Here is a 23266-nt window from a genome sequence, read left to right as displayed (position 1 = left end):
CTTCCGGGGGGGGAGCTGGTGGGGTCAGGGCCGCCCGCGCCGGTGCGGGGGCGGCCCGATGCACGGCCGGGGCCCGGTCAGTAGGCCCCGCCCAGCGACGCCTTGGCGTTGCTGTCGTCGTACGCCCGGTCGGAGATGATCACGTTCTCCGGGATGCCCTCGCCGCCGAAGAACTTCTGGGCGGTGGCGAACGCCAGCGGCCCGAAGCGCGGGTTGGACTCGATGACGGCGTTGTACTCGCCGTTGACCAGCGCCTGGACGGCGTTGCGGGTGCCGTCCACCGACACGATCTTGATGTCCTTGCCCGGCTTCTTGTTCGCGCCCTTGAGCGCGGTGACCGCGCCGAGGCCCATCTCGTCGTTCTCGGCGTAGACGGCGGTGATGTCCGGCTTGGACTGGATGAGTTGCTCCATCACCTGCTGGCCCTTGTCGCGGGCGAACTCGCCGGTCTGCTGGGCGACGATCTCCAGGCCGGGCGCCTGCGCCTTGAGCTGGTCGACGAAGCCCTTGGTGCGGTCGGTGGTGACGTTGTTCCCCGACGCGCCGAGCAGGATCGCCACCTTGCCCTTGCCACCGGTCGCCTTGATCATCGCGTCGGCCGCGCGCTTGCCCTGCTCGACGAAGTTGGAGCCGAGGAAGGCCACATAGTCCTTGCAGGCGGTGGCGTTGAGCTTGCGGTCGATGGTGATGACCGGGACGTGCTTGGCCGCCGCGGCCTGCAGCGCCGGCTCCAGCCCGTCGGAGTTGAGCGGCGCGACGATGAGCAGCTGGGCGCCCTGGGAGAGCATGTCCTGGATGTCGCTGATCTGCTTGGGCAGCTGGGACTGGGCGTTGGTGGTGAGCAGCTTCTTGACGCCGAGCTTGGCGGCCTCCTCCTTGATCGACTGGGTCTCCGCGATCCGGAAGGGGTTGGCCTCCTTCTCGGACTGGGAGAAGCCGACCACCGCGTTCTTGAGGTCCAGCTTGGTGGCGCCGTAGCTCTGCAGCGTGCAGCCCGTGCCCGCGGCGGCGGTGGTCGGCGCGACGGTCTGCGCTCCCGCGCCGGTGTCGCCGGTGGCCTGGTCGGTCGTCTCCTGCTTCGAGCAGCCGGCGGTCGCCAGGCCGGCCATCACGACGAGTACACAGGCGGCGGCGAGGGTGCGGGATCTCTGGGTGGTCATGCTCACGACACTCCTTGGGTACGACGGCGGTGCCGCCGAGCAGTACGTGGTCCGGTCCTGGAGTTCTGCGGGGCGCGCACGCCGACGGACCGCCGCGCGAGGGGAACGGGGTGCCCGGACAGCGAGGTGACGTGCGCCGATACCGGTGATCCGGCGGCTGAGGAGGCTCTCCCGCCACTCGGCTTTACAACGTTATATACGCGCTGCGCGGCGCCGACAAGCGTTCGGTTCCCGCATTTCCAAAATGTGTCCGGCCTGGAACTCGCCATCCGGCACCCATCGTTGCTGTCCTGCGGGGACCTTCTTTCCAACGATGCATGCCGAACTGCCGGTAGGGCCCCGTCCAGCCGCGGACGGGGCCCTACCGACAGCCGGCGCCCGCGCGGGCGTACCGGTGGCCGACTACTGGGAGACGCGCACGTAGTCGATCTGCATCTTCTGCGGGAGGACGGTCGTGGCGTCGGGAGCCCCGGGCCAGTCACCGCCGACCGCGTTGTTGAGGATGATGTAGAAGGGGTGGTCGTACACCCACGGACCCCTCGTCGACTCCACCACCGCCTTGTCCGCGGTGAAGAAGGCGTGGCCGTCCACCGAGAACGTCATGTGGGTGGAGTCCCAGTCCACGGCGTAGGTGTGGAAGGCCGAGGCGAAGTCGCTGCCCACGAGGGTGTACGGCGAGCCGTAGCCGTTTCCGCCGTTGTAGGCCGGGGCGTGCAGGGTGGAGTAGACCGAGTCCGCGACCTTGCCGACATGCTCCATGATGTCGATCTCACCGGAGTTCGGCCACGGCGTGCCGGTCTTGAAGTTGGACCCGAGCATCCAGAACGCGGGCCACAGGCCCTGCGTGCCGCTCACCTTGATCCGCGCCTCGACATGGCCGTAGGTGAAGTCGAAGTGGTCCGAGGTGTTGATCCGGCCTGAGGTGTACTGGCCGTTGGCCTCCTTGCGCGCTTCGATGACGAGGTTGCCCGCGCCGTCCATGGCGGTGTTGTCACCGTTGGTGTAGTACTCCAGCTCGCCGTTCTGCCCGTTGCCGACGTCCTGGGTCCACTTGCCGGTGTCCGGCCGGGTGCCCGCGGCGCCGTTGAACTCGTCGCTCCACACCAGGTGTTCGGGGTTGCCGGGGTTCGGCGGCAGGGCGGGCGGCGCCGTGGGGCTGCCGCCGGTGCCGTAGACGTCGAAGGTCCACAGCGAGTAGCCGTAGCTGCTGCTGCGCGCGGTGCCGTACATCCGCACATAACGGCCGTTGCCGTCGACGGTCAGGGTCTCCTTGAAGCCCTTGCCGGTGGTGGTGGAGTAGATGCTCGTCCAGTTGGCGCCGTCAGGCGAGACCTGGATCTGGTAGGCGGTGGCGTAGGCCGGGTCCCACTGGAGCACGACCTTGGTGATGTGTGCGGTCGCGCCCAGGTCGACGGCGATCCAGCCGGGGTCGACCCAGCCGTCGGTGTCGCTGGTCGCCCACCGGGTGGCCGGGTCCTCGTCGAGGGCCCTGGCCGGGGTGCAGCCGGTGCAGCTGTTGGCGTTCTGGTAGGTCGAGGCGGTGGCCGGCTTGTTGTACGAGAGCAGCACCGCGCCGTCCTGGGGCGGCTGCGTGCCGCCGCCGGTGGTGAAGACCTGGAACTCCCAGAGCGAGTACCCGTACGCGGTGGCGCGCTGGGTGCCGTACACGCGGATGTAGCGGCCGGTTCCCGACAGCGTGATCAGTTCGGTCGCGCCGGGTCCCATGGTGCTGGAGTGGATCGTGGTCCAGTTGGTGCCGTCCGCCGAGGTCTGGATCTGGTACGCCTTGGCGTAGGCGGCCTCCCAGCTCAGCTGCACTCCGCAGATGCTCTGGCTGGTGCCGAGGTCGACCCGGAGCCACTGGGGGTCGGCGGCTGCGCTGGACCAGCGGGTCCCGGCGTTGCCGTCCACCGCGGCGGTGGCGGGGGTGCCGGCGTTCTCGGTGGAGGACGCGGTCGCCGGCTGGTTCAGCGCGGCGTTGGCGGTGCCGCAGGTGGGGGTGGTGGGGCCGGTGGTGCCGTAGACCTGGAACTCCCACAGGGAGTAGCCGTACTGGGTGTGCCGGGCGGTCCCGTTGATGCGCACGTACCGGCCGCTGCCGGTGACGTTCAGGGTCTCGGTGCCGCCCGCGCCGGTGGTGGTCGAGTACACCGTGGTCCAGTCGGTGCCGTCCGGCGACGTCTGGATCTGGTACGCGGAGCCGTACGCGGTCTCCCAGTTGAGCACGACCTTGCTGATCGTGGCGGTCGCGCCGAGATCGACCCGCAGCCACTGCGGATCGGCGGCGGCGCTGGACCAGCGGGTCCCGGCGTTGCCGTCGACGGCCGCGGAAGCGGGGGTGCCGGCGTTCTCCGTGGACGACGCCGTCACCGGCTTTCCCTGCGACAGCAGCGCGTCAGCCGCTTGCGCGGGCGCTCCGGCCGCGGTCAGGGAAAGGGCCGCGACCAGCGCGGCGACCAGGGGCAGGACGAGGGACCGCCAGGGGTGTCGATGGGGCCTCCGGCGGGGCCGGGTGGTGCCGGGACTGTCGGTCATGGCATCTCCAATCGGTGAGAGCGCTCTCTGCATGGGGGTGGATGCGGCGGTGCCGTCATCATGTGAGAAGGGGGGAGAGCGCTCCATCGCGGTGAGCGCGAACCGGCCTGGCCGGGTGAATTGAAGAATTCTTCACTTCCGTACATCATGTCCTCATCAAGGGGGGCGGCATGCGGGAGGTGCGATGACGGAGATGACACCCGAGGCGGTCCGTGGGCAGGTGGCAGAAGCGCGCGCCGCCCTGGCGGCAGCGGTGGACGCCGGCGAGTACGGGGCGATCTCCGGGGCCCTCGACGCGCTGGAGGAATCGCTGGGGCTGGCCAGGCTCCACGGTGTGGAGCTCCCCGCGGCCGACGGGGGCGAGAGGACGTGAGGGCCGTGCCGGTTCCGCTGTACCAGGCGAAGGCGGAGCTCTTCCGGATGCTGGGGCACCCGGTCCGCATCCGGGTCCTGGAGCTGCTGCAGGACGGGCCGATGCCGGTCCGCGAGCTGCTGGCCGCGATCGAGGTGGAGCGCTCCAACCTCTCGCAGCAGCTGGCGATCCTGCGCCGGTCGGGGATCGTCACCTCGACCCGTGAGAAGGACACCGTCGTCTACTCCCTGTCTGCAGGGGATGTCGCCGATCTGATGCGGGCGTCACGCCGCGTCCTGACCGGACTGGTCGGTGAAGTGGCCGCGGGCCACGTTCCAGGCCCTAGGCTCAGCCCGTGACCACAACCGGCGATGAAGAACTCGACAGCCAGCAGCTCGGCCCGCGATGGCAGGACGCGACACCGCGGGAGCGGCTCGCCCTGATCCGCGACTTCCGCCATCGGCCGCTGACTCCCCGGCAGGCGCGCCGGATCCGCATCGTCGTCGCCGCGTTCTTCATGGCCGTCGCGGCGGCCGTGCTGGTGGTGCGGCTCGGTGACCAGCCCTCGGTCCTGGTCGTGGGCGTGTACGGGGCGGCGCTGATCGTGTGCGGTGTGGTCATCGAACTGAGCCGCAAGGGCCGGACCCGGGTGGCCATGTGGCTGCTGGGCGCCGGTCTCCTCGCGGTCGCCGGCGCAGAACAACTTCTGCGGACCCTCTGAGCGCCTGCTGGGGCGCATAGGGGGAGAGCGCTCTCCTTCTGCTGTGACACGGGGCGGCCCACTCTCGGGCCGCCCCGTGCCCCGTTCTCCCGCCGTCAGCGGGTTCCGGGTACTCGGCGGGTTACGGGACTCACCCGGTTACGGGTCCTCGGCGGGTTGTGGGACTCAGCGGGTTACGGGTACGACGTCACCGTGGACGGCACCGTCGAGGTGCCCGACGTCGGCGACCCGACGTCGTTGATGACGTGGGCGTACTGGCCCATACCGCCGAGCGACACCACCAGCAGGTCGTGGAACTTCACGCCCGGCTTGTTCGGTGCCTCGAAACCGTGCTCCTGCACGATCGTCGGATCCGCCGTGAAGTTGCAGTAACTGCCCAGGCCCCAGCCCTCATGCGTGGTGACGTTGTCGTCGACCTTGTAGGCGGCGAAGCCCCTGACGCTGCCGTTCTGGATGGCGGCCTGGTTCGGCGGGTCGTAGGCGATCTCGTTCTGGAAGAAGATCGTCCTGCCGTTCTCGCCGCTCCACTCCACGTCGTACTTCTTGAAGTGCTCGACGAAGAGTCCGGTCGCCAGCACATTGGCGCCGTTGACCTTCAGCCCGTAGTCGGACGGGTTGGTGTTCCAGCCGACGCCCGCGCCGTGGTCGGCGCGCCACAGCCAGGTGTGGTCGATGATCGTGTCGTTGCTGTTCACCTCGACCGCGGTGGTCGCCTGGCCGGGGCCCGCGCCACCGATCCGCACGAACACGTCCTGCATGGACGTGGGGTCGGCGGCGTGTCCTGCGGAGGATCCGGCCGGGCCGATCTGCAGCAGCACCGGAGAGTTGACCGTACCGGCGTCGATCAGGAAGCCGGCCAGCTTGACGCCGTCGACGTCGGCGACCTTGACCGCCGCCACGCCGTTGTCCGGAACGATGGTGGCCAGGCCGAGACCGAGCACGACGGTGTCCGCGCGGGTCACGTTGATCGCCTGGTCGACGTGGTAGATGCCAGGGGTGAAGAGCAGGTTGAGGCCCTGGGCGAGGGCCGCGTTGATGGTCACCGCGGAGACCCCCGGCTTCGCCACGTAGAACCGGCTCAGCGGAAGCGAGGTGCCCGGCGTGTTCGGCCAGGACGTACCGACGGCGTTGACGCGCTTGGACGGGACGAAGACCTTGTAGTCGTTGCCGTCCAGGTACATGTACGGCTTCTCACGCGACACCGGGGTGGTGGCGAGCGTCGTGTACACGGGGTTCGGGAAGCCCTGCGCCGGAGCGCCCTGGACACCCGAGAACACCATGTTCCAGACGCCGTTGGTCCAGCCGCCGACCGAGCTGTCGCGGGTGTACCACTGCTGCTGCGAGTACGGGCCGACGGTGCCGTCGATCTTGCTGTCGGCGATGTAGCCGCCGCTCGCCCAGCCGTAACTCGCGGGCGCCAGGTTCAGTCCGCCCTTGACGTGGATCCGGCGGAAGGGCGCGGCCTGCGCGACCGCCCACCGGTCGGTGCCGTTGGACGGCGTGATCGCCAGGTTCTCCGCGGAACGCCAGAAGTTCTGGGTGGCGTTGCCCGCCATCCAGCCGGCGTCGACGGTGATGTCACCGTTGATCTGGGTGTCGTCGGGGTTGAGGCCGAGACCCGAGATCGAGGTGTAGAAGCCGATCTGCGCGTTCAGGCCGCTGTACGTGCCCGGCTTGAAGAACAGCTGGTAGCGGCCGCTGCCGAACTGCGCCGACTCCTGCTGCGTGAAGATCTGGTCCAGGGTGCCCTGGATGTTCGGGGTGGACGGGTCGAAGACCTTCACGTTGGGACCGAGGTCGCCGCCGCCCTCGATCGGACCACCGGGGTCGGTGCCGCCCGGAGTGCCGTAGACCTGGAACTCCCAGAGCGAGTAGCCGTATACGGTCGCGCGGGCGGTGCCGTACATGCGGACGTAGCGCCCGGTGCCGGTCACATTGAGCGTCTGGTTGCCGCCGGGGCCCGTCGTGGTGGAGTAGACATCGGTCCACGTCGACGCGTTGTCGGACGTCTGGACCTTGAAGGCCTTGGCGTACGCCGCTTCCCAGTTGAGGGTGACGGAGCTGATGGTCGCGGCGGCGCCGAGGTCGACCTGGAGCCACTGGGGGTCGGTTGCGGCACTGGACCAGCGGGTGCCGGTGTTGCCGTCGACGGCGGAAGCGGCGGGCGTGCCCGCGTTCTCGGTGGACGACGCCGTAGCGGCCTTGCCCTGCGAGAGCAGGGTGCCGCCGGTCGGCGGCGTGGTGCCACCCGTGGTGCCGTAGACCTGGAACTCCCAGAGCGAGTAGCCGTAGCCGGTGGCGCGGACGGTGCCGTACATGCGGACGTAGCGCCCGGAGGCGTTGACGTCCAGCGTCTGACTACCGCCGGGGCCCGTCGTGGTGGAGTACGCGTCGGTCCAGGTCGTGCCGTTGTCGGAGACCTGGATCTTGAAGGCCTTGGCCGACGCCGTCTCCCAGTTGAGGGCTATCTGGCTGATGGTGGCGGTGGCGCCGAGGTCGACCTGGAGCCACTGCGGGTCGGCGGCGGCGCTGGACCAGCGGGTGCCGGTGTTGCCGTCGACCGCGGCCGCGGCGGGGGTGCCGCCGTTCTCGGTGGAGGACGCTGTCGCGGTCTTCCCCTGCGACAGGAGGGTGCCGGCCGCGTGCGCGGAGTGCGAGGGGATGAAGAGGAGCAGCGAGGCGATGAGCGCCGTGATGACCGCCACGGCCGTGTTGCGCAGGTTCACCGGCGCCGTCGGTCTCGGCGCCGGCGGACCGGTGGGGGGTGCGAGCATGAGCAACTCTCCTGTTTCCACGTGCGGGGGCAGGACTCGGTGGCCGTCCGGCCGTGCGGTGGCCGGACGACGCGATGCGGGCAGCGACATGCGGGTGCGTCCTCACGGGTGAGCCATCACGCGTGAGAGAGCGCTCTCCCGTTACACCGCGATGGTTCTCCCTGTGTTTCCTGCATGTCAAGAGTTGTGCACGCAGTGCGAACGGGGACCGGGAGAAGCTCGGCGAATAACGATAAATGGCTCAGAATTTTCGACAGATGTTGAAGCGGAGCGATGACCAGCGGGTATCCCGGAAAGTCGCTGTCTTCGGGTTGTGAACGCGGCAGGGCCGTCGAGGCGAGGGCGTGGATCAGCTCGGAATCGTGGCGCCGGCGCCCAACTGCCGTTCGATCTCCGCGGCCGGGAACGGCGTCTGCTTGCTCTCGGTGAGCAGACGGCGGAAGAAGGAGTCCACGAGGACGGTGGGGCGTGCGTGCCGGTCGATGATGGCCGTGAGCTCAGGCGTTCTCCGGGCGCAATTCGGTGTCCGTCAAAGGGATCCGCTTGATGAAGACGCGCGTTCCGTTGATGTCCAGCTCTGCCGACCTGCCGCCGATGCCCGACCCGAGCGGGGTAGCGGCTGCCACGACCTCCCCGAGCCGGTGGTCGCTCAGCAAGGAGAGCTGAGTGCTCACGGTCCCGTAGCCGGCGAGGCGCGCGGAGCGCAGCACATCCTGGTCCAGCATCGACGGCTCCTCGGTGCCCGAACCAGGGCGTCGGCAATCCCGCGCACGGCACCGACCTTACGTTGAGAGGGTCAGCCACTCCGGGAAGTGTTGGTGACGGCGTCCAGGGTCATGACGGAACCTCGGACCGCACTCACGTCCGAAGCGGACGACGTCGAGCGCCACCCCTGCCCACGCGGTAACGCTCAGCCAGGCTCACCCTGCCGCTCGCGCTGCCGCTCGCGCTGCCGCTCGCGCTGCCACTCACCCCGCCGCTCGCGCTCCGGCGCGGTTGCCGGGACCTACCACACCGGCCGCTTCACCGAGGTGCCCTGGCTCGCGAAACTCCTGCGCGTGCCCACCCCCGCCGACAGCGGCCCGGCCGGCCGTGACGACCAGGCATCCTGGCGCCTGCGCCCGTCGACTGGTCGGGTTCTTCGCCGCGATGGCGGAGACCGGAGGACATCGGTATCCCACCCGTCGGACCGGCCAACGACGGCCGGAAGGTCGGCGTCGTCGCCCCCAGGGAGCTGGTCGCGGCACAGTCCATGCTCGCGGCGTGACCCCGAATGGCGTCACTCAGGATGCCGGGCTCATCCACGGACGCGACGATCGGCGGGGACCGCCGGACAGAACCGAGCGGCACCGACCACACGCGATATTCAGGAGGCAGACATGCCGCAGGGTTCCACCGCCAAGGGGAAACGGCAGAACGAGCGCATCAAGGCCGGCTCGGCCAAGCGCGGCGCGAGCGCACCGCGCGCCAAGAAGGTCACCACCCGCGCGGTCAGCAAGAATCGCGCTCCGGTAGCGGCGGCGCGCACGATCTCCCGCGCCACGCACAAGAACACCCCCGCGGCGCGGCGCAGCGGCCTGAGCTCCCGCACCGGGCCGGCCAGCCGCACCTACGACCAGCTGTACGCGGAAGCCCGGCGTCGCCGCATCGAGGGTCGTTCCTCCATGCGCAAGGCCGAACTCATAAAGGCCCTCGGCCGCTGATCGCAGCGTCATCCAGAGCACGTCGCTCCTGACGGTCATCGCGGGGTGCTCCGAGGTGGTGGGCGGGTCCGGGCTTCGCCACCCGGGCCCGCCCACCTCACCTCACCTCATTATCAGCACGTGACGATCCATCGGGGGACCCCGTGCGCCCGCCCCGCCGCTGTCACCCAGTCGTCGTCCGCGGCCCGACCTGCTCAGGGCGGCAGAGAGCCCTCCCGCCCCGCCCGGCCAATGGTCCGGGCATGCCGGTGACCTCCTCGCCCAGCGCATCCGCTGTCAGCGCCGACTGATCCACGCCGCCCTTCATCAGGCAAGGCCTGACAGGGGTGAACTCGGCCGGCTCGGAAGCAGCCCCACAGGAACCGCTTGATCTGCGCGATCGGGGTAGGCGCGTGGTGTGCTGAGGATGCTGTGGGTCGCGTTGCTGGGTTGTGTCGCTGTCGCCGGTGCCGCTTTGGCGCTGGTGGTCTCGCCGTGGTGGTGGTGTGCCGGGGGACCGCTGACGGCTCTGCTGGTGCTTGCGGTGTGGGATCTGGTGCAGCGGCGGCATTCGGTGCTGCGGAACTATCCGGTGCTGGGTCATCTGCGGTTCGCCCTGGAGGGCATCCGCCCTGAGCTGCAGCAGTACTTCGTGGAACGCAACGTGGACGGCCGGCCCTTCGACCGCGACACCCGCAGCATCGTCTACGAGCGTGCCAAGGGCACCGACGCCGAGGAGCCCTTCGGCACGGAGCAGGACCTGTACGCCACGGGAAGCGAGTTCCTGGTCCCGTCGATGGCCCCGCACCCGGTGCGTACGGATGTGCCGCGGGTGCGGGTCGGCGGCCCGGACTGCGGTCAGCCCTATGAGATGGCGTTGCTGAACGTCTCCGCGATGAGCTTCGGCTCACTGTCGTCGAACGCGATCCTCGCGTTGAACACCGGCGCCGCGCTGGGCGGCTTCGCCCACGACACCGGTGAGGGCGGCCTGTCGGAGTACCACCTGCGGCCGGGCGGAGACCTGGTCTGGGAGATCGGTACCGGGTACTTCGGCTGCCGCACCGAGCAGGGCGGTTTCGACCCGGCGATGTTCGCCGACAAGGCCGCGCACGAGCAGGTGCGGTGCGTGTCCCTGAAGCTGAGCCAGGGGGCCAAGCCCGGAATCGGCGGGGTGCTGCCCGGCGCCAAGGTCAACGCGGAGATAGCCCAGGTCCGCGGTGTTCCGCAGGGGAAGACCGTGATCTCCCCGCCCTACCACCAGGTCTTCTCCACCCCGCGTGAACTGGTGGCCTTCGTGGCGAGGATGCGGGAGCTCTCCGGCGGCAAGCCGACCGGCTTCAAGCTGTGCGTCGGCTCCCGAAGCCAGTTCCTGGCGGTGTGCAAGGCGATGCTGGACGAGGGCGTCACCCCGGACTTCATCATCGTCGACGGTGCCGAGGGCGGGACCGGGGCCGCACCCCTGGAGTTCGCCGACAACCTGGGTATGCCCCTGACGGACGGTCTGACCACCGTGCACCAGGCCCTGCTGGGTACGGGCCTGCGGGACCGGATCAAGATCGGGGCCAGTGGAAAGGTCGCCACCGGCAGTGACCTGGTCAAGCGCCTCCTTCAGGGGGCCGACTACACCAACGCCGCCCGGGCGATGATGTTCGCGGTGGGCTGCATCCAGGCCCAGCGGTGCCACACCAACACCTGCCCCGTCGGGGTGACCACCCAGGATCCGCGCCGGGCCCGGGCCCTGGATGTCGGCGACAAGTCGCGGCGGGTCCAGCGCTTCCAGGAAGCCACCGTCAAGAGCGCCCTGCAGATCATGGCCTCGATGGGCGTGGACGAACCCTCCGACCTGGCGCCGCACATGCTGCGCCGCCGCATCGACCCCGTCACCATCCGCTCGTACACCGAGCTGTACCCGCCCCTGGCACCGGGCGAGTTGATCCACCAGGCGCCGGAGTCCTGGGCGGCGGACTGGAAAGCCGCGGACCCTGACCGCTTCACCGTCTGAACCGGCCGGCCTTGCCCGCCCGCTTCCCTGCTCGCCCGCTTCCTTGCCCGCTCCCTTCCCTGCTCGACCGTTTGACGAACCGGAGGACCCTCCCGTGGCACGCACTGTGGCCCGTGTGATCATCGACGCCTTGCAGGAGCTGGAGGTCGGTCACGTCTTCGGCGTGGTCGGCGACGCGCTGAATCCGCTGACGGACGCCATCCGCACCACTGATGGTCTGGAGTGGGTGGGGTGCCGCCACGAGGAGGCCGCCGCGTTCGCTGCGAGCGCCCAGTCCCAGCTTTCCGGGAACCTGGGGGTGTGCATGGGAACCGTCGGCCCTGGCGCGATCCACCTGCTCAACGGCCTCTACGACGCGGCGAAGAGCCGCACTCCCGTGCTGGCCATCGCCGGACAGGTACCGCTGGCCGAGATGGGCAGCGACTACTTCCAGGAGGTCGACAACGACCTGCTGTTCCGCGACGTCGCCGTCTACCGTGCCACTGTCACCTCACCCGACCAGATGCCCCGCCTGCTCGAGGCCGCCGTACGCGCCGCGATCGGCCACGGCGGGGTAGCGGTCCTGACAGTGCCCGGCGACCTGGGCGATCAGGAGCTGACGCAGGACCGTCCCGCCCGCTTCCCCCGGACCCGCCAGCTCACCCGCCCCGACGAGCCCGGCATCCTGCAGGCGGCCGAGATCATCAACGCGGCGTCCAAGGTGACCCTGCTGGTGGGACGCGGCGCCCGCGACGCCCGCGAGGAAGTCCTGGCCCTGGCGGAGCACCTCGGCGCGCCGATGGTGCTCACCCTCAAGGCCAAGGAGGGCTTCGAGGGCGACAACCCCTACCAGGTCGGCCAGACGGGCCTGATCGGCAACCCGGCTGCCGCCGGCGCTCTGGACGAGTGCGACACCCTGCTCATGCTCGGCACCGACTTCCCCTACCGCGACTGGTACCCCACCGGCTGCCGCGTCGTCCAGATCGACACCCAGGAACAGAACCTCGGGCGGCGGGTGCCCATCGACGCAGGACTGGCCGGCGACACCGGAGCCACCCTGCGCGCCCTCCTGCCCCACCTGGACGCCAAACCCGACCGTGCGCACCTCGACACCGCACGCGAGCACTTCGCCGGCTGGCGCACCGGCCAGCAGCGCCTGGCCGAACCCGCCCACGACACCAAGCACTGGACCGGACGACTGCGCAGCGCCCTGGACAACCCCGACCACGACATCCGGCCCGAAGCCCTGGCGGCCGCGATTGACGCCTGCGCCGACGACGACGCGATCTTCACCTCCGACACCGGTATGGCCACCGTGTGGCTCTCCCGCTTCGTGACCATGCACGGTGACCGCCGGCTGATCGGCTCCTACAACCTCGGCTCCATGGCCAACGCCATGCCCCAGGCGATGGGCGCACAGCTGTGGGCACCGGGCCGTCAGGTCGTGGCGTTCTGCGGCGACGGCGGACTGAGCATGCTGCTCGGTGACCTCATGACCATCAAGACCTACCAGTTGCCGGTGAAGCTCGTCGTCTTCGACAACCGCCGCTTGGGCATGGTCAAGCTCGAACAGGAACAGGCCGGCCTCGCCGAGTTCGGCACCGAACTCGACAACCCCGATTTCGCCGCGGTGGCCACCGCCCTCGGACTGACCGGCATTCGCGTCACCGACCCCGACACCCTCACCGAAAGCGTCCGCCGAGCCTTCGCCACCCCGGGGCCGGTCCTCCTCGATGTACTGACCAACCCCCAGGAAGTCGCCGTCCCCGGAAAGCCGACCGTCCAGCAGGGCTGGGGGTTCGCCATCGCGAAGGTCAAAGAACTCCTGCAGAGCCACGAAGGCTGACCGTCGGGCCGGCCGCACCCCGCCGTCCCTTCAGCCATGGGCAGTCGCCTTCACAATGGCGCAGTACGGCCGTTGGCGTCCGTGCGCGCCACGTGCCGCAATGCATATCGGAACAGATGTTCGGCGTGCGACAGGAATGGCTAGGGCGGTATCGGGTATCCGCAGCCTCAGCACGTCAGGCAGCCACCGAACCCCGGGAGTCAACTCATGGCCACCGCATCCGCAGCGATAGTCTCCGCGACCACTCACGTCGCGACGGTGGCAGACCTGCCCTGGGTGGAGGATGCCGGGAAGGTCGCTCCGAAGGACGCCCGGGATCTGTCGAAGATCTTCTTCGACCGGCTGCAGGAACTGGAGGAGGGTACGCGCGACTATCAGTACGCGCGGAACACCCTCATCGAGTTGAACATGTCGTTGGTGAAGTTCGCCGCCCGCCGCTTCCGCAACCGGCCCGAGCCGTCCGAGGACATCCTGCAGGTCGGCACGATCGGGTTGATCAAGGCGATCGACCGGTTCGACCTGTCGCGTGAGGTGGAGTTCACCACCTTCGCGATCCCGTACATCACCGGGGAGATCAAGCGCTTCTTCCGGGACACCAGCTGGGCCGTGCATGTGCCGCGCCGCCTGCAGGAACTGCGTCTGGAGCTGGCCAAGGCGACCGAGGAACTCGCGACCCGCCTGGACCGCGCCCCGACCGCTGCGGAGCTCGCCGAGCTCCTGGGTCTGACAACCGAGGAAGTCATCGAGGGCCTGGTGGCCAGCAACGGCTACACCGCCGGATCCCTGGAGATGACCACCACCGAGGACGACGACCACAGCGGTGGTCTGGTCGACCGGCTCGGGGACCTCGACCCCGCCCTGCAAGGGGTTGAGGACCTGCACGTTCTCAAGCCGTTGATGGCCCAGCTCGGCGAGCGCGACCTGCGCATCCTGCAGATGCGTTTCGGTGACGAGATGACCCAGGCGCAGATCGGCGTCGAGCTCGGCATCTCCCAGATGCACGTCAGCAGACTCCTGACCAAGGTCCTGGACCGCTTGCGGCAAGGAATGCTCGCGGAGGCCACCACCTGATTCCGCTCCCGTAGCCGCGAGATCACGCAGGCCCGCCCCTCCGAGATCACACAGGCCCGCCCCGCATCGCGCGAGGCGGGCCTTTCGCCGCACGTCTGGAAGGGTGCCGAGGGGGAAGTCGACCGGTTGGCCGTGATGTCTTCGCGGTGGGTGTGTGGCAGACCGCCGGGGACCGCCCTGCGGTGATGACGATGCCCCGCGGGTTGCAGAAAGCAGAGGGCAGATCATGTCGTCGATATCCGGGCCCGCACAGGACCCAGTCGAAATACCACCAGCACCAGGACTTTCGGGGCCGGCGGCCCCGAAAGTGCGGGGCATGCGGCGCAGGTCCTGGTTCGTCGCCGGATTCACCTTCACGCTGGGGGCGTTCCTGGCGTGGCAGGTCGCGCAGGCGGTGCTCCGGGCCAGTCAGGTGCTGCTGCTGGTGGTGCTGGCGTTCCTGCTGGCGGTCAGCCTGGAACCCTTGGTCGGGTGGCTGGTGGCGCGCGGGCACCGGCGCGGGCGGGCGGTGCTGATCGTGTGCGCCGTGTTGCTCCTGATCGTGGCGGGCCTGCTCGCCGTGGTCGTCCCCCCGGTGGTCACCGAAGTGGAAGCGCTCATCCATGCGGTGCCGGGCTGGCTGCAGCAGTTGCACGACCACCAATCGACCCTGGGCCGCTTGGAGGACCGCTACCACCTCACGGACAAGGCCAAGACCCAGATCGGCTCCGGCGGCGGATCCAGCATCTTCGGTGGCTTGTTGGGCGCCGGCCTGTACGTCGTCAGCGCCCTCACCGCGACCGCCGTCGTCGTGACCCTGACGGTGTACTTCATGGCCAGCATGCCTGCCATCAAAGGCTTCTTCTACCAGTTGGTCCCCGGCAGCCGCCGCGCCCGCACCCAGGAGATCACCGAGGAGATCCTGGTGCGCATCGGCCGGTTCATGCTCGGCAACGTGGCCACCTCCGCGATTGCCGGAGTGGCCACGTTCGCGTGGTGCGCACCGATGAGCGTCCCGTACGCGGCGGCACTGGGAGTGTTCACCGCGGTGATGGACATGATCCCGATGGTCGGCTCAACGATCGCGGGCGTGGTCGTGAGCCTGGTGGCGCTCTCGGTGTCCTGGCCGGTCGCGGTCGCCACCGCGGGTTTCTACATCGCCTTCCGCCTGCTGGAGGACTACCTGATCATGCCCCGGGCGATGCGCTACGCGGTCGACGTCCACCCCCTCGTCACCGTGGTCGCGGTCCTCGCCGGCGGAGCACTGCTCGGGATCATCGGAGCACTCGTCGCCGTCCCGGTCGCCGTGGCCGTCAACCTGGTCCTCGACGAAGTCGTCTTCCCCGAACTCGACGCCGCCTGACCGCGGCAACCCCGCCCTGCCATGGCGATAGGGTCGCTGCAGTTGTGGCACCGGAGAGGCGGGGGACGATGGCGCCCGTCGCAGAGGATTTTGACCAGCGGATCAACGCGTACCGGTCGGAGCTGCTGGCGCACTGCTATCGGATGCTGGGATCGGTCCATGATGCCGAGGATCTGGTCCAGGAGACGTACCTGCGGGCGTGGCGGGCGAGGGACCGGTACGACCAGGATCGGGCGTCGGTCCGCACGTGGTTGTACCGGATCGCGACGAATGTGTGCCTGACCGCGCTCGAGGGTCGGGGCCGGCGTCCCCTGCCGTCGGGGCTGGTGGCCCGCAGTGAGGATCCGTCCGCGCCGTTGGTGCGTGGTGAGGTGACGTGGCTGCAGCCCCTTCCGGACGCGCTGCTCGGGGCGGACCCGGTGAAGGCCGCGGTGGACCGCGGTTCGCTGCGGCTGGCGTTCGTCGCGGCGGTCCAGCACCTTTCGGCGCGGCAGCGGGCCGCGCTGATCCTGCGCGATGTCCTGGACTTCTCCGCGGCGGAGTCGGCCGAGATCCTGGGTGCGGGTGTTCACCGTCACGTCGGCTGGGATCAGCCGCAACACGGTGTTCCAGGACGCCGAGGTGTTCGCTGCCTTCGGGCTGGCGGAGGAGTTGACCGGGGCAGATTCGTCGTAGCGGCCCCGCCCGTAGCTCGCGGCTGCTGCCGAACGCCTCATTCCTCCTGATGGCAGACTGCGCCCCGTCCCGACCGGACGGAGCGCAGTCCCCTCAGCGCGAAACCGCGGGGGTCATGCGTCAGCTCGGTACGACGGCCGGACTGTTGTGGTAGGCCACGACCAGCCAGGCGCCGTCACGCTTCTCGAGCACCCAGGTCGCGTACACGATGCGCTCGGCGGGGACCTCACTCTCGCCCGGGAACTTGATGCCGGTCTCGCTCACCACGACCGCGGCACTCTCGCCCAGGAAGCGGATGCTGTCCAGCTTGTCGATGCTCGTGCTGCCCTTGAGATAGGACGCGAAGCCGACGGCCATGTTCTCGCGGACGACCTCCTTGGACCTGCGGTAGGAGCCGGGCAGGATCGCGGTGGCGTCGTCCCTGTAGTCCGCGACGAAGGCATCGGCGTCGCCGGCGTCCCATGCCTGGTAGACGCCCTCCAGCACGCCCTTGATTGCGGCTTCGTCGTGCGATCGGGTCACGGTCATGGTTCGCTCCTGGTGTTGGGATTCCTCCTGGCCTGCGACAGGCCCACCAGTACATACCGGCGGGGGTCCTGAAACTCATCGCTCGCGTCAGACACCGGTCGTGCGGGATCTCGTGATGATGACGCCGACGTAGGTGCTCCCCGCAGCTGACCTGCGGTCTACCACTGTGCTCGAAAGGCGTTGTTGCCGTCGACGGCACGAGCGATTCTGGCAACAGGCGGTAACGGGTGAGGACTTCGTGGGTGCCGGTCCGGGATGTCCCGGGACGACATCACCCGGGGGCGGACCCGTTCACATCGCGGCCCGTCGGACATCCCGCCAACCCCGAACACCACGAGACAAGGGCACTGTATGTCGTTGCGCACGAAGGTACTCCTGGCCACGGTTTCCACCGTCCTGCTCGGCGGAGCGCTGGCTTCTCCGGCCGGTGCGGCTGCTCCGGAGGGTTCCCTCCAGGTCACTGCGGCTCACCGGACGACGATGTCGCCACAAGCTGTGATCTGCCGGTTCACGGGGGACGGTGTCCGCATCCACACGCAGCCGAGTACGGGTTCCACGACCGTGGGACTCGCGTACAAGGGCCAGAGCTTCATGATGCAGGACGGGGCCGGCGATCCCCCCAACTGGATGCGGGGGACGGACCTGGAAACGGGAGTGACGGGGTGGGTGACCATGGCCTACCTGACGCATTGCTTTGAATAGGACCCGCTCGGCTGAGCGTTGGTAGCCCGGTAGCCCGGTAGCCCGGTAGCCCGGTGGCCCGGTGGCCCGGTGGCCCGGTGGCCCGGTCGCCTGAGTGGCCAGAACATAGCCGACCCGAGGTACCCACGCCCCCGACCTCACACACCCGCACGTACTTCAGCGACCCCAAACGCCTACGCATTCAGATCTGCATTCATATGCGTCGGCTCCACAAACGAAGGGCCTATCTTGTCCATGCAAAAGCGCACGAAGCTTTCCCTCGTGCTGATGTCCGCACTCCTGCTGGGCGGCGGGCTGGCCGCACCCGCGTCGGCGAGCGCATCCAGCCCGTTCAGTCCGCGCGCCGCCAACGACGCAGTCGAGCACTACGGAAATATGGCGACGGGATCGTGCCTGGACGACAGCGAGTTCGGACTGCGCGGGTACAGCTGCAACGGCTCCAACTTCCAGAACTGGAGGGTGCACGTGTGGAATGACGCCACGGTGCAGCTGCGGAACGTTGCCACGGGTCGATGCCTGTACGACGACGGCGGCACGCTCACCACCCGCGGGTGCGACTCCTCACCGCAACAGAGCTGGACAGCGACCCATCACCGCGCCAGCTCGATCTCGCTGCAGAGCCAGGCCACGCAGGAATGCCTGGACGACAGCGAGTTCGGACTGCGCACCTTGGGCTGTGCCGGTGGAAAGAACGACCACCAGCTCTGGCGCTGAGGCAGCCCCGTAAAGCCGGACCCGCCAGGCCCCACCGGGACCGCGGCTGCCCGCCGCACTTCTGCGGCGGGCAGGCAGCCGCCCGTACCAGGCCGGATCGCCCCCATCCTCCTCAGAGAAGGACGACGATGCACGTCGAGCACAGAAGCGTCGAACATCGAGAATCGGTCATACGCCGGTGGGCTGTCATGATCACGGCCCTGCTCACGGCGGCCTTCTGCCTCACCGCTCCGGCGCCACGAGCTGAAGCAGCACCTCAGCCTCAAGCGCAAGCTCGGCCGGCCTTCCCCGTCGACAAGATCGCCAACATCGCCAGGAGCCAGCTCACCGTCAATGGCGGCGGACCGGGCACGGCGTGCAGTCCGGGATACAACACCAGCTGCACCGGCAACGGGCACCGTGGCGAGTACTGGTGCGCAGATTTCGCCAGTTGGGTGTGGGGACAGGCCGGTTTTCACACCCAGGGGCTGAACGCCGCCGCACGCAGCTTCCAGCAGGTCGCGAGCAAGTACGGAGGCGAGAAATTTACGCCGACACTCGGTGACGCGGTCCTTTTTCATGACACGTCCGGCGGTCAAAGGGGCGTCGTGCACCACGTCGCCCTCGTCGTCGGTGTCTCCGGGAGTCAGATAACCATTGTCAGCGGAGATGTCGGCGGCGAGGAGAACACCAAGGGACCGGAGGGTGACGAACAGGCCCACTACGCCCACACTTCGAAGGTCCGTCTCGATACCCTCAATTCTTCATCGGGTACCGCGTTCGGGAATTCCGAGGCTCTTGACGGATACGTCAACGCCATCCCCAACAATGTCCCGCTGGGCGCCCCTGATGTCGGCGACGGCAGTACGAGCAAGAGCTGGGTCAAGACCTTCGCGTCCGCACCCGGCCGTGACCATGGCGGGAGGCTGAACGCCGGCCGCAATTACGTGTTCTGCAAGGCGTGGGGCGCGCAGGTCGGCACGGGCAGCAGCTACAACCACTGGTGGCTCTACACCGACATGGACACCGGTGGACAGGACTTCACGTCCGCCTACTATCTCAGCGGCCAGGGCAACGACTCCGCCCAGGACGAGAACGGCGAGGACCTACCCACCTGCGACGGCACCACCAGCGGAAGCGGCCGCAGCGGCGGCCGGTACTGGGTCCGTACGTTTCAGGCCGCCGGCGGTCTCGACAACGGCGGCACTCTGAACGCCGGCCGCAACTATGTGTTCTGCAAGGTGTGGGGCGCGCAGGTGGGCTCCGGCAGTAGTTACAACCACTGGTGGCTCTACACGGACATGGACACCGGCGGCAAGGACTACGTCTCCGCGTACTACCTCAGCGGCCAGGGCAACGACGTGGCACTGGACGAGACGGGAACCCCCGTTCCGGAGTGCGGGGCCGGGGACGACAGTGGCGGCAAGTCCTGGGTCGACACTTTCCAGAGCGCCACAGGCCGGGACCACAACGGCACCCTCTACACGGGGCGCAACTATGTGTTCTGCAAGGTGTGGGGCGCGCAGGTCGGCACGGGTAGCAGTTACAACCACTGGTGGCTCTACACGGACATGGACACCGGCGGCAAGGACTACGTTTCCGCGTACTACCTCAGCGGCCAGGGCAATGACGTTGCCCGCGACGTCAACGGCAACGACATCCATACCTGCTGACTCTGTGAGCGCGTTGGCCAGTGTTATCTGACCGGGGGGCGGGGGCCGGTGGTCGGCTATCGACCACTGGCCTCCGCCTGCGGGCCAGCGACCGGAGACTTCAGGCAGTCGACATCCGCTCGTTGAGAACAGCGTGGCCCAGCGGAGTCAGCGTATGCAGCACGGCGCTGCCGATGCGGCGGGTCGTCAACAGGCCGGAATTGCGCAGGACTCCGGCGTGATAGCTCGCAGTCCCGGCGCTCACCCCGACGCCGCGCGCGAGTTCCGTCGTCGTGCTGCCGCCCGCCGCCAGGCCCAGAATCAGCGCCCGGGTGCGTCCGAGCAGCGATTCGAGCGCCATGTCTCCGGCCTCGGCGAACGTCGGCTCGCCCGTTGTCACACCGTCTTGGCTCATGGGGAAGACGACGACCGGTGGCAGTCCCGGGTCCTTGAGCACCGTGGGCGCGCGCCGGCAGAAGTACGACGGGAGTAGGAGCAGCCCGCGTCCATCGAGATGCACGTCACGGTCGACCCCGATACCCGCGACGGAAAGGACGGGATCCTGCCACGACAAGCAGGGGTGCAGCGCCGCGAGTGCGCGGCCCGGGTCCAGGTCGGTGAGGAGCCGTACATGAGCTGCCCTCTCGGCGGCGAACCGGGACTGGATCCGTATCCAGAACGGCGCCACGGCAGTCTGGAAATATTCCTGAATGCACAGCGCCAGGTGCTCGATGGCTGCGCTGTCGCCGTCCGCCAGCGGCCGCAGCGACTCGGGCAGCGGGACGGAACCAGCGGCCAGTTCGGCCGTATCCCGGCGCAGTTGCCGGCAGGGCGTCGAAAGGAGCGCACCGATACCCATGTCGATGCTCGCTTCACCGGCGGTCGGAGTCAGGAAGTCGGGCGAATAACCGACCGGAGGGGCGAGGTACAGCAGTTCTCGCACCCGGGGACTTAAGCGCTGCCGCACTCCGTGCCGCCAGCGGACAACGCCTGAAGAAGCGTCGGCCGTTTGGAGCAGATGCATGCTCAACAGCGATTCCCACAACGCGTCCGGGGTTTGTGCCAGGCGGATCCGGGCGAAATCCTCATCCCCGAAGTGCAGACGTACGGTCATGGAATATTCCTCCAAATGCGGCACCTGTAGCCGGTGGTGTCTTCCTCCACGGCTCACCCAATGGAAAACGTAGGACGGTTGTGGCGGTGTATGCGTTTTGCGATACGCCCGCGATACAGCCGGTCTGCTCGCCTTGTCATGTAGGCATGGGACGATGTCGCGGGCGGAGAGCGCCTCGCCGGGGCAGAGCCCCTTGCCCCGCGCGCCGGGCCGAGAGCCATGTGCGGCGACTCCCACGGGCGCGGTCAACATCCCGCCCCAATGCCGGTTTCACCAGCCGGGGAGGTACTGCTGTATTCTCGCGCCGCACGGCTATTCGGCGGCTGCGTTGTCTCGCCGGAAAATCGAGAGAGACGGCGTCGCTGGCGCACAGGAAGTGCGCATTTCAGCCCGAGCTGCGCCTGTCCTGGGCCGGGGGCATGGTCAGGGAGCGGTGGCCTCGATCGGGTCCCCGATGGGGGTTGCGTAAGCTTGTCCCGTCGTGGCGGGACGGATGACGGTCATCTGCGGATGATCTTTGACTCGCCTGATGAACCACTCGTTGTACCGTAGGGAAACTGCCCTTGACCTGCATAAACGCAGGCAGGGAGCCTAGCTCCAGGAGTGCCTCGATGTTGCGTACCATGTTCAAGTCCAAGATCCACCGTGCCCGGGTGACCGAGGCCGATCTGCACTACGTCGGTTCGGTGACGATCGACGCCGACCTCATGGAGGCGGCCGACCTTCTGCCGGGTGAGCTGGTTCACATCGTCGACATCGACAACGGCGCCCGGCTGGAGACGTACGTCATCGAGGGCGAGCGCGGGTCGGGTGTGATCGGGATCAACGGTGCCGCGGCGCATCTGGTGCACCCCGGTGATCTGGTCATCCTGATCAGCTACGCCCAGGTCGACGACGCCGAGGCGCGCGCCCTGGAGCCGAAGATCGTGCATGTCAGCGAGGGCAACAGGATCGTGGCGCTGGGCGCGGATCCGTCCGAGCCGGTTCCCGGCAGTGCGACCGTGCGCGGCCCGCACGCCCTGAGCTCGACCGCGCAGGCCATCGCGCTGCCCACCGCGTAGCCGGGCGGCGGGCAGCAAGGGCTCCCGCGCGGGCCCGTAAGTGGTGTCGGTGTGGGGGCGGCCCTACACGTCACGCTACGTATCAGCTGTGTGACATACCCGCATTCCGGGGGATCCGCGAGCCGACTCCGGCTAGTGTGCCCGATCATGACCGAACGTCCGTTTGAGGCCCTGGGGTTGAGCGCCGATGCGGACCGGGCCTACCGGTTACTGGTGGCCACGCGCGGTGTGGCGGCGGCCGGGCTGGCCCGGGACCTCGGGGTGCCGGTGACGCGGGCCGAGGCGGTCTGCGCGGAGCTCGGGGCGCGCGGTCTGGCCCGGTCCGGCGGTGACGGGCGCTGGTATCCGGCGCCACCGCGGGTCGGACTGCTGCCGCTCGTGGCCCGGACCCAGGAACAGCTGCGGCAGGGTCGCGAGTTACTGGACCGGCTGGCGGTGGAGTACCAGCGGGTGCACGAGGGGTATCGCTCCGAGGAGATCGTCCAGGTCGTGGAGGGCTACGGCGCCGCGGGGCTGTGGGCCGAGCAACTGCGGCGCTCCGCGCGGACCGAGGTCGCCTCCTTCGTCCGCGGGCCTTTTCCCGCGGACGGGGAGTGGCACGACCCGCTGGACGCGGCGGAGCGGCTCGACGAGGGCGTCCGCCACCGGGTGGTGCGCGACCGGACGGCGCTGGAGACCCCCGGGGCCCTGGGCGGCGTGGGCGGCAGGCGGACGGACTGCGAGGAGGTCCGGGTGGCGCAGAGCCTGCCGATGCGGCTCTGCATAGCCGACCGGTCGCTGGCCCTGCTGCCGCTGGCTCCGGAGGTCGAAGTGCCCGGCCCGGCGATGCTGTTGGTGCGCCCCAGCGGTCTGCTGGACGCTCTCCTCGCGCTCTTCGAGGCGGTGTGGGCGTCGAGTACGCCGTTGCGGGAGCGGGGCTCCGGCGGGCGCAGCGCCGTCCAGTTGCGGATTCTGGCGATGCTGGTGAACGGCAGCACCGACCAGGCGATGGCCCGCGCTCTCGGGGTCGCCGTCCGTACGGTCCAGCGTCATCTCGCGGTGATGGAGCGTGCGGCGGGCGTGGAGAACCGCGTCCAACTCGTCTGGCACGCGGCCCGGCACGGCTGGCTCGACGAGCCGGGCGGCGCGGCGAAGGGCGCCGGGGTGGGCGGTACCGCCGGCGTACGGGCGAACGGATCCGCAGACAGATCCGCAGACAGATCCGCAGACGGAGTCGTAGAAGGATCCGCAGACGGAGCCGCGGCGTCCGATTGACAGGAACGTGACGCCGAATGCCGGGTCAATGACTGTCAGGTATCCGACAACCTTGTCACGTTCCGCTGATACGGCTGAGGCGTAGGTATACGCAAGCGGTCCATTGGATCCGCCGTCGGCCGG

17 protein-coding genes and 2 pseudogenes are annotated in these 23266 nt (G+C 68.9%); 13 read left to right on the top strand and 6 right to left on the bottom strand.

The window, feature by feature from the left end:
• Positions 1 to 77: 77 nt before the first annotated feature.
• Together LNW73_RS01630 and LNW73_RS01625 are read right to left on the bottom strand one after the other, a co-directional pair.
• The gene (locus tag LNW73_RS01630) at positions 78 to 1160 is read right to left on the bottom strand and encodes an ABC transporter substrate-binding protein (protein WP_250988544.1); all 1083 of its coding nucleotides are present in this window, start codon (positions 1158 to 1160) and stop codon (positions 78 to 80) included.
• A 402-nt stretch (positions 1161 to 1562) separates the two neighbouring features.
• Entirely contained in the window at positions 1563 to 3695 is a 2133-nt protein-coding gene (locus LNW73_RS01625) for a discoidin domain-containing protein (protein WP_250988543.1), read from the bottom strand.
• A gap of 184 nt (positions 3696 to 3879) precedes the next feature.
• Between LNW73_RS01625 and LNW73_RS01620 the strand changes: the two genes are divergently transcribed.
• The 3 genes from LNW73_RS01620 to LNW73_RS01610 are packed head-to-tail and all read left to right on the top strand — an operon-like array spanning position 3880 to position 4768.
• Complete coding sequence (locus LNW73_RS01620; RefSeq protein WP_250979087.1) at positions 3880 to 4068, top strand: hypothetical protein; 189 nt, start codon at positions 3880 to 3882, stop codon at positions 4066 to 4068.
• 5 nt (positions 4069 to 4073) lie between these two features.
• Positions 4074 to 4406 carry an ArsR/SmtB family transcription factor gene (locus tag LNW73_RS01615; RefSeq protein WP_250988542.1) on the top strand — a complete coding sequence of 111 codons (333 nt, stop codon included), beginning with the start codon at positions 4074 to 4076 and terminating at the stop codon, positions 4404 to 4406.
• Positions 4403 to 4768: a hypothetical protein gene (locus LNW73_RS01610; RefSeq protein ID WP_250979089.1), complete on the top strand. Its 366-nt coding sequence runs from the start codon at positions 4403 to 4405 to the stop codon at positions 4766 to 4768. Before LNW73_RS01615 ends, LNW73_RS01610 begins: the two co-directional genes overlap by 4 nt.
• Positions 4769 to 4941: 173 nt before the next feature.
• Here the strand turns inward: LNW73_RS01610 and LNW73_RS01605 are convergent, their stop codons facing one another.
• Together LNW73_RS01605 and LNW73_RS01600 are read right to left on the bottom strand one after the other, a co-directional pair.
• Positions 4942 to 7542 (bottom strand): discoidin domain-containing protein, encoded by a 2601-nt coding sequence (locus LNW73_RS01605; protein ID WP_250988541.1) that lies wholly within the window; start codon positions 7540 to 7542, stop codon positions 4942 to 4944.
• A 503-nt stretch (positions 7543 to 8045) separates the two neighbouring features.
• Positions 8046 to 8267: pseudogene (locus tag LNW73_RS01600) on the bottom strand (protein kinase family protein); the annotation flags it as partial.
• 654 nt (positions 8268 to 8921) lie between these two features.
• Here LNW73_RS01600 and LNW73_RS01595 point away from each other — a divergent pair.
• The 6 genes and pseudogenes from LNW73_RS01595 to LNW73_RS01570 form a co-directional block, all read left to right on the top strand.
• Entirely contained in the window at positions 8922 to 9245 is a 324-nt protein-coding gene (locus LNW73_RS01595; RefSeq protein ID WP_250988540.1) for a plasmid stabilization protein, read from the top strand.
• Between the two features lie 406 nt (positions 9246 to 9651).
• On the top strand, positions 9652 to 11226 hold the full coding sequence (locus LNW73_RS01590; RefSeq protein WP_250992770.1) for an FMN-binding glutamate synthase family protein: 1575 nt from the start codon (positions 9652 to 9654) through the stop codon (positions 11224 to 11226).
• A gap of 94 nt (positions 11227 to 11320) precedes the next feature.
• Positions 11321 to 13051 (top strand): thiamine pyrophosphate-dependent enzyme, encoded by a 1731-nt coding sequence (locus LNW73_RS01585; protein ID WP_250988539.1) that lies wholly within the window; start codon positions 11321 to 11323, stop codon positions 13049 to 13051.
• 207 nt (positions 13052 to 13258) lie between these two features.
• Positions 13259 to 14122, top strand: a complete 864-nt coding sequence (locus tag LNW73_RS01580; RefSeq protein WP_250988538.1) for an RNA polymerase sigma factor SigF — start codon at positions 13259 to 13261, stop codon at positions 14120 to 14122.
• 316 nt (positions 14123 to 14438) lie between these two features.
• Entirely contained in the window at positions 14439 to 15464 is a 1026-nt protein-coding gene (locus LNW73_RS01575) for an AI-2E family transporter (RefSeq protein ID WP_250979095.1), read from the top strand.
• A gap of 68 nt (positions 15465 to 15532) precedes the next feature.
• Positions 15533 to 16021, top strand: a pseudogene (locus LNW73_RS01570) (RNA polymerase subunit sigma-70); the annotation flags it as partial.
• Positions 16022 to 16259: 238 nt separating this feature from the next.
• On the opposite strand, the gene LNW73_RS01565 reads toward LNW73_RS01570, so the two are convergent.
• Positions 16260 to 16667, bottom strand: coding sequence for an SgcJ/EcaC family oxidoreductase (locus LNW73_RS01565; protein WP_250988537.1), 408 nt, complete (start codon positions 16665 to 16667; stop codon positions 16260 to 16262).
• Positions 16668 to 17636: 969 nt separating this feature from the next.
• Between LNW73_RS01565 and LNW73_RS01560 the strand changes: the two genes are divergently transcribed.
• Positions 17637 to 18083, top strand: a complete 447-nt coding sequence (locus tag LNW73_RS01560; protein WP_250988536.1) for an RICIN domain-containing protein — start codon at positions 17637 to 17639, stop codon at positions 18081 to 18083.
• A 188-nt stretch (positions 18084 to 18271) separates the two neighbouring features.
• Positions 18272 to 19735, top strand: a complete 1464-nt coding sequence (locus LNW73_RS36600; RefSeq protein ID WP_374118023.1) for a CHAP domain-containing protein — start codon at positions 18272 to 18274, stop codon at positions 19733 to 19735.
• A gap of 100 nt (positions 19736 to 19835) precedes the next feature.
• Here LNW73_RS36600 and LNW73_RS01545 read toward each other — a convergent pair whose 3' ends face one another.
• The gene (locus tag LNW73_RS01545) at positions 19836 to 20828 is read right to left on the bottom strand and encodes a helix-turn-helix domain-containing protein (protein ID WP_250988535.1); all 993 of its coding nucleotides are present in this window, start codon (positions 20826 to 20828) and stop codon (positions 19836 to 19838) included.
• A gap of 611 nt (positions 20829 to 21439) precedes the next feature.
• On the opposite strand from LNW73_RS01545, the gene panD reads away from it, so the two are divergent.
• Both panD and LNW73_RS01535 read left to right on the top strand, forming a co-directional pair.
• Positions 21440 to 21889, top strand: a complete 450-nt coding sequence (panD, locus tag LNW73_RS01540) for an aspartate 1-decarboxylase (RefSeq protein ID WP_250988534.1) — start codon at positions 21440 to 21442, stop codon at positions 21887 to 21889.
• Between the two features lie 147 nt (positions 21890 to 22036).
• On the top strand, positions 22037 to 23143 hold the full coding sequence (locus tag LNW73_RS01535; protein WP_250988533.1) for a helix-turn-helix transcriptional regulator: 1107 nt from the start codon (positions 22037 to 22039) through the stop codon (positions 23141 to 23143).
• Positions 23144 to 23266 lie beyond the last annotated feature (123 nt).

The sequence above is a fragment of the Streptomyces sp. RKAG337 genome (assembly GCF_023701715.1).
GTDB lineage: Bacteria > Actinomycetota > Actinomycetes > Streptomycetales > Streptomycetaceae > Actinacidiphila.
The sequence above is the reverse complement of the archived record's forward strand: the minus strand, read 5'-3'. Positions and strand labels throughout refer to the sequence as shown.

What these genes read in the sequence shown, in the direction of transcription:
- LNW73_RS01625 (WP_250988543.1), bottom strand. Translation starts at nt 3,695, where the DNA reads ATGACCGACAGTCCCGGCACCACCCGGCCCCGCCGGAGGCCCCATCGA.
- LNW73_RS01630 (WP_250988544.1), bottom strand. Translation starts at nt 1,160, where the DNA reads ATGACCACCCAGAGATCCCGCACCCTCGCCGCCGCCTGTGTACTCGTC.
- LNW73_RS01575 (WP_250979095.1), top strand. Translation starts at nt 14,439, where the DNA reads ATGCGGCGCAGGTCCTGGTTCGTCGCCGGATTCACCTTCACGCTGGGG.
- LNW73_RS01590 (WP_250992770.1), top strand. Translation starts at nt 9,652, where the DNA reads ATGCTGTGGGTCGCGTTGCTGGGTTGTGTCGCTGTCGCCGGTGCCGCT.
- panD (WP_250988534.1), top strand. Translation starts at nt 21,440, where the DNA reads ATGTTGCGTACCATGTTCAAGTCCAAGATCCACCGTGCCCGGGTGACC.
- LNW73_RS36600 (WP_374118023.1), top strand. Translation starts at nt 18,272, where the DNA reads ATGATCACGGCCCTGCTCACGGCGGCCTTCTGCCTCACCGCTCCGGCG.
- LNW73_RS01595 (WP_250988540.1), top strand. Translation starts at nt 8,922, where the DNA reads ATGCCGCAGGGTTCCACCGCCAAGGGGAAACGGCAGAACGAGCGCATC.
- LNW73_RS01565 (WP_250988537.1), bottom strand. Translation starts at nt 16,667, where the DNA reads ATGACCGTGACCCGATCGCACGACGAAGCCGCAATCAAGGGCGTGCTG.
- LNW73_RS01545 (WP_250988535.1), bottom strand. Translation starts at nt 20,828, where the DNA reads ATGACCGTACGTCTGCACTTCGGGGATGAGGATTTCGCCCGGATCCGC.
- LNW73_RS01605 (WP_250988541.1), bottom strand. Translation starts at nt 7,542, where the DNA reads ATGCTCGCACCCCCCACCGGTCCGCCGGCGCCGAGACCGACGGCGCCG.
- LNW73_RS01560 (WP_250988536.1), top strand. Translation starts at nt 17,637, where the DNA reads ATGTCCGCACTCCTGCTGGGCGGCGGGCTGGCCGCACCCGCGTCGGCG.
- LNW73_RS01620 (WP_250979087.1), top strand. Translation starts at nt 3,880, where the DNA reads ATGACGGAGATGACACCCGAGGCGGTCCGTGGGCAGGTGGCAGAAGCG.
- LNW73_RS01580 (WP_250988538.1), top strand. Translation starts at nt 13,259, where the DNA reads ATGGCCACCGCATCCGCAGCGATAGTCTCCGCGACCACTCACGTCGCG.
- LNW73_RS01535 (WP_250988533.1), top strand. Translation starts at nt 22,037, where the DNA reads ATGACCGAACGTCCGTTTGAGGCCCTGGGGTTGAGCGCCGATGCGGAC.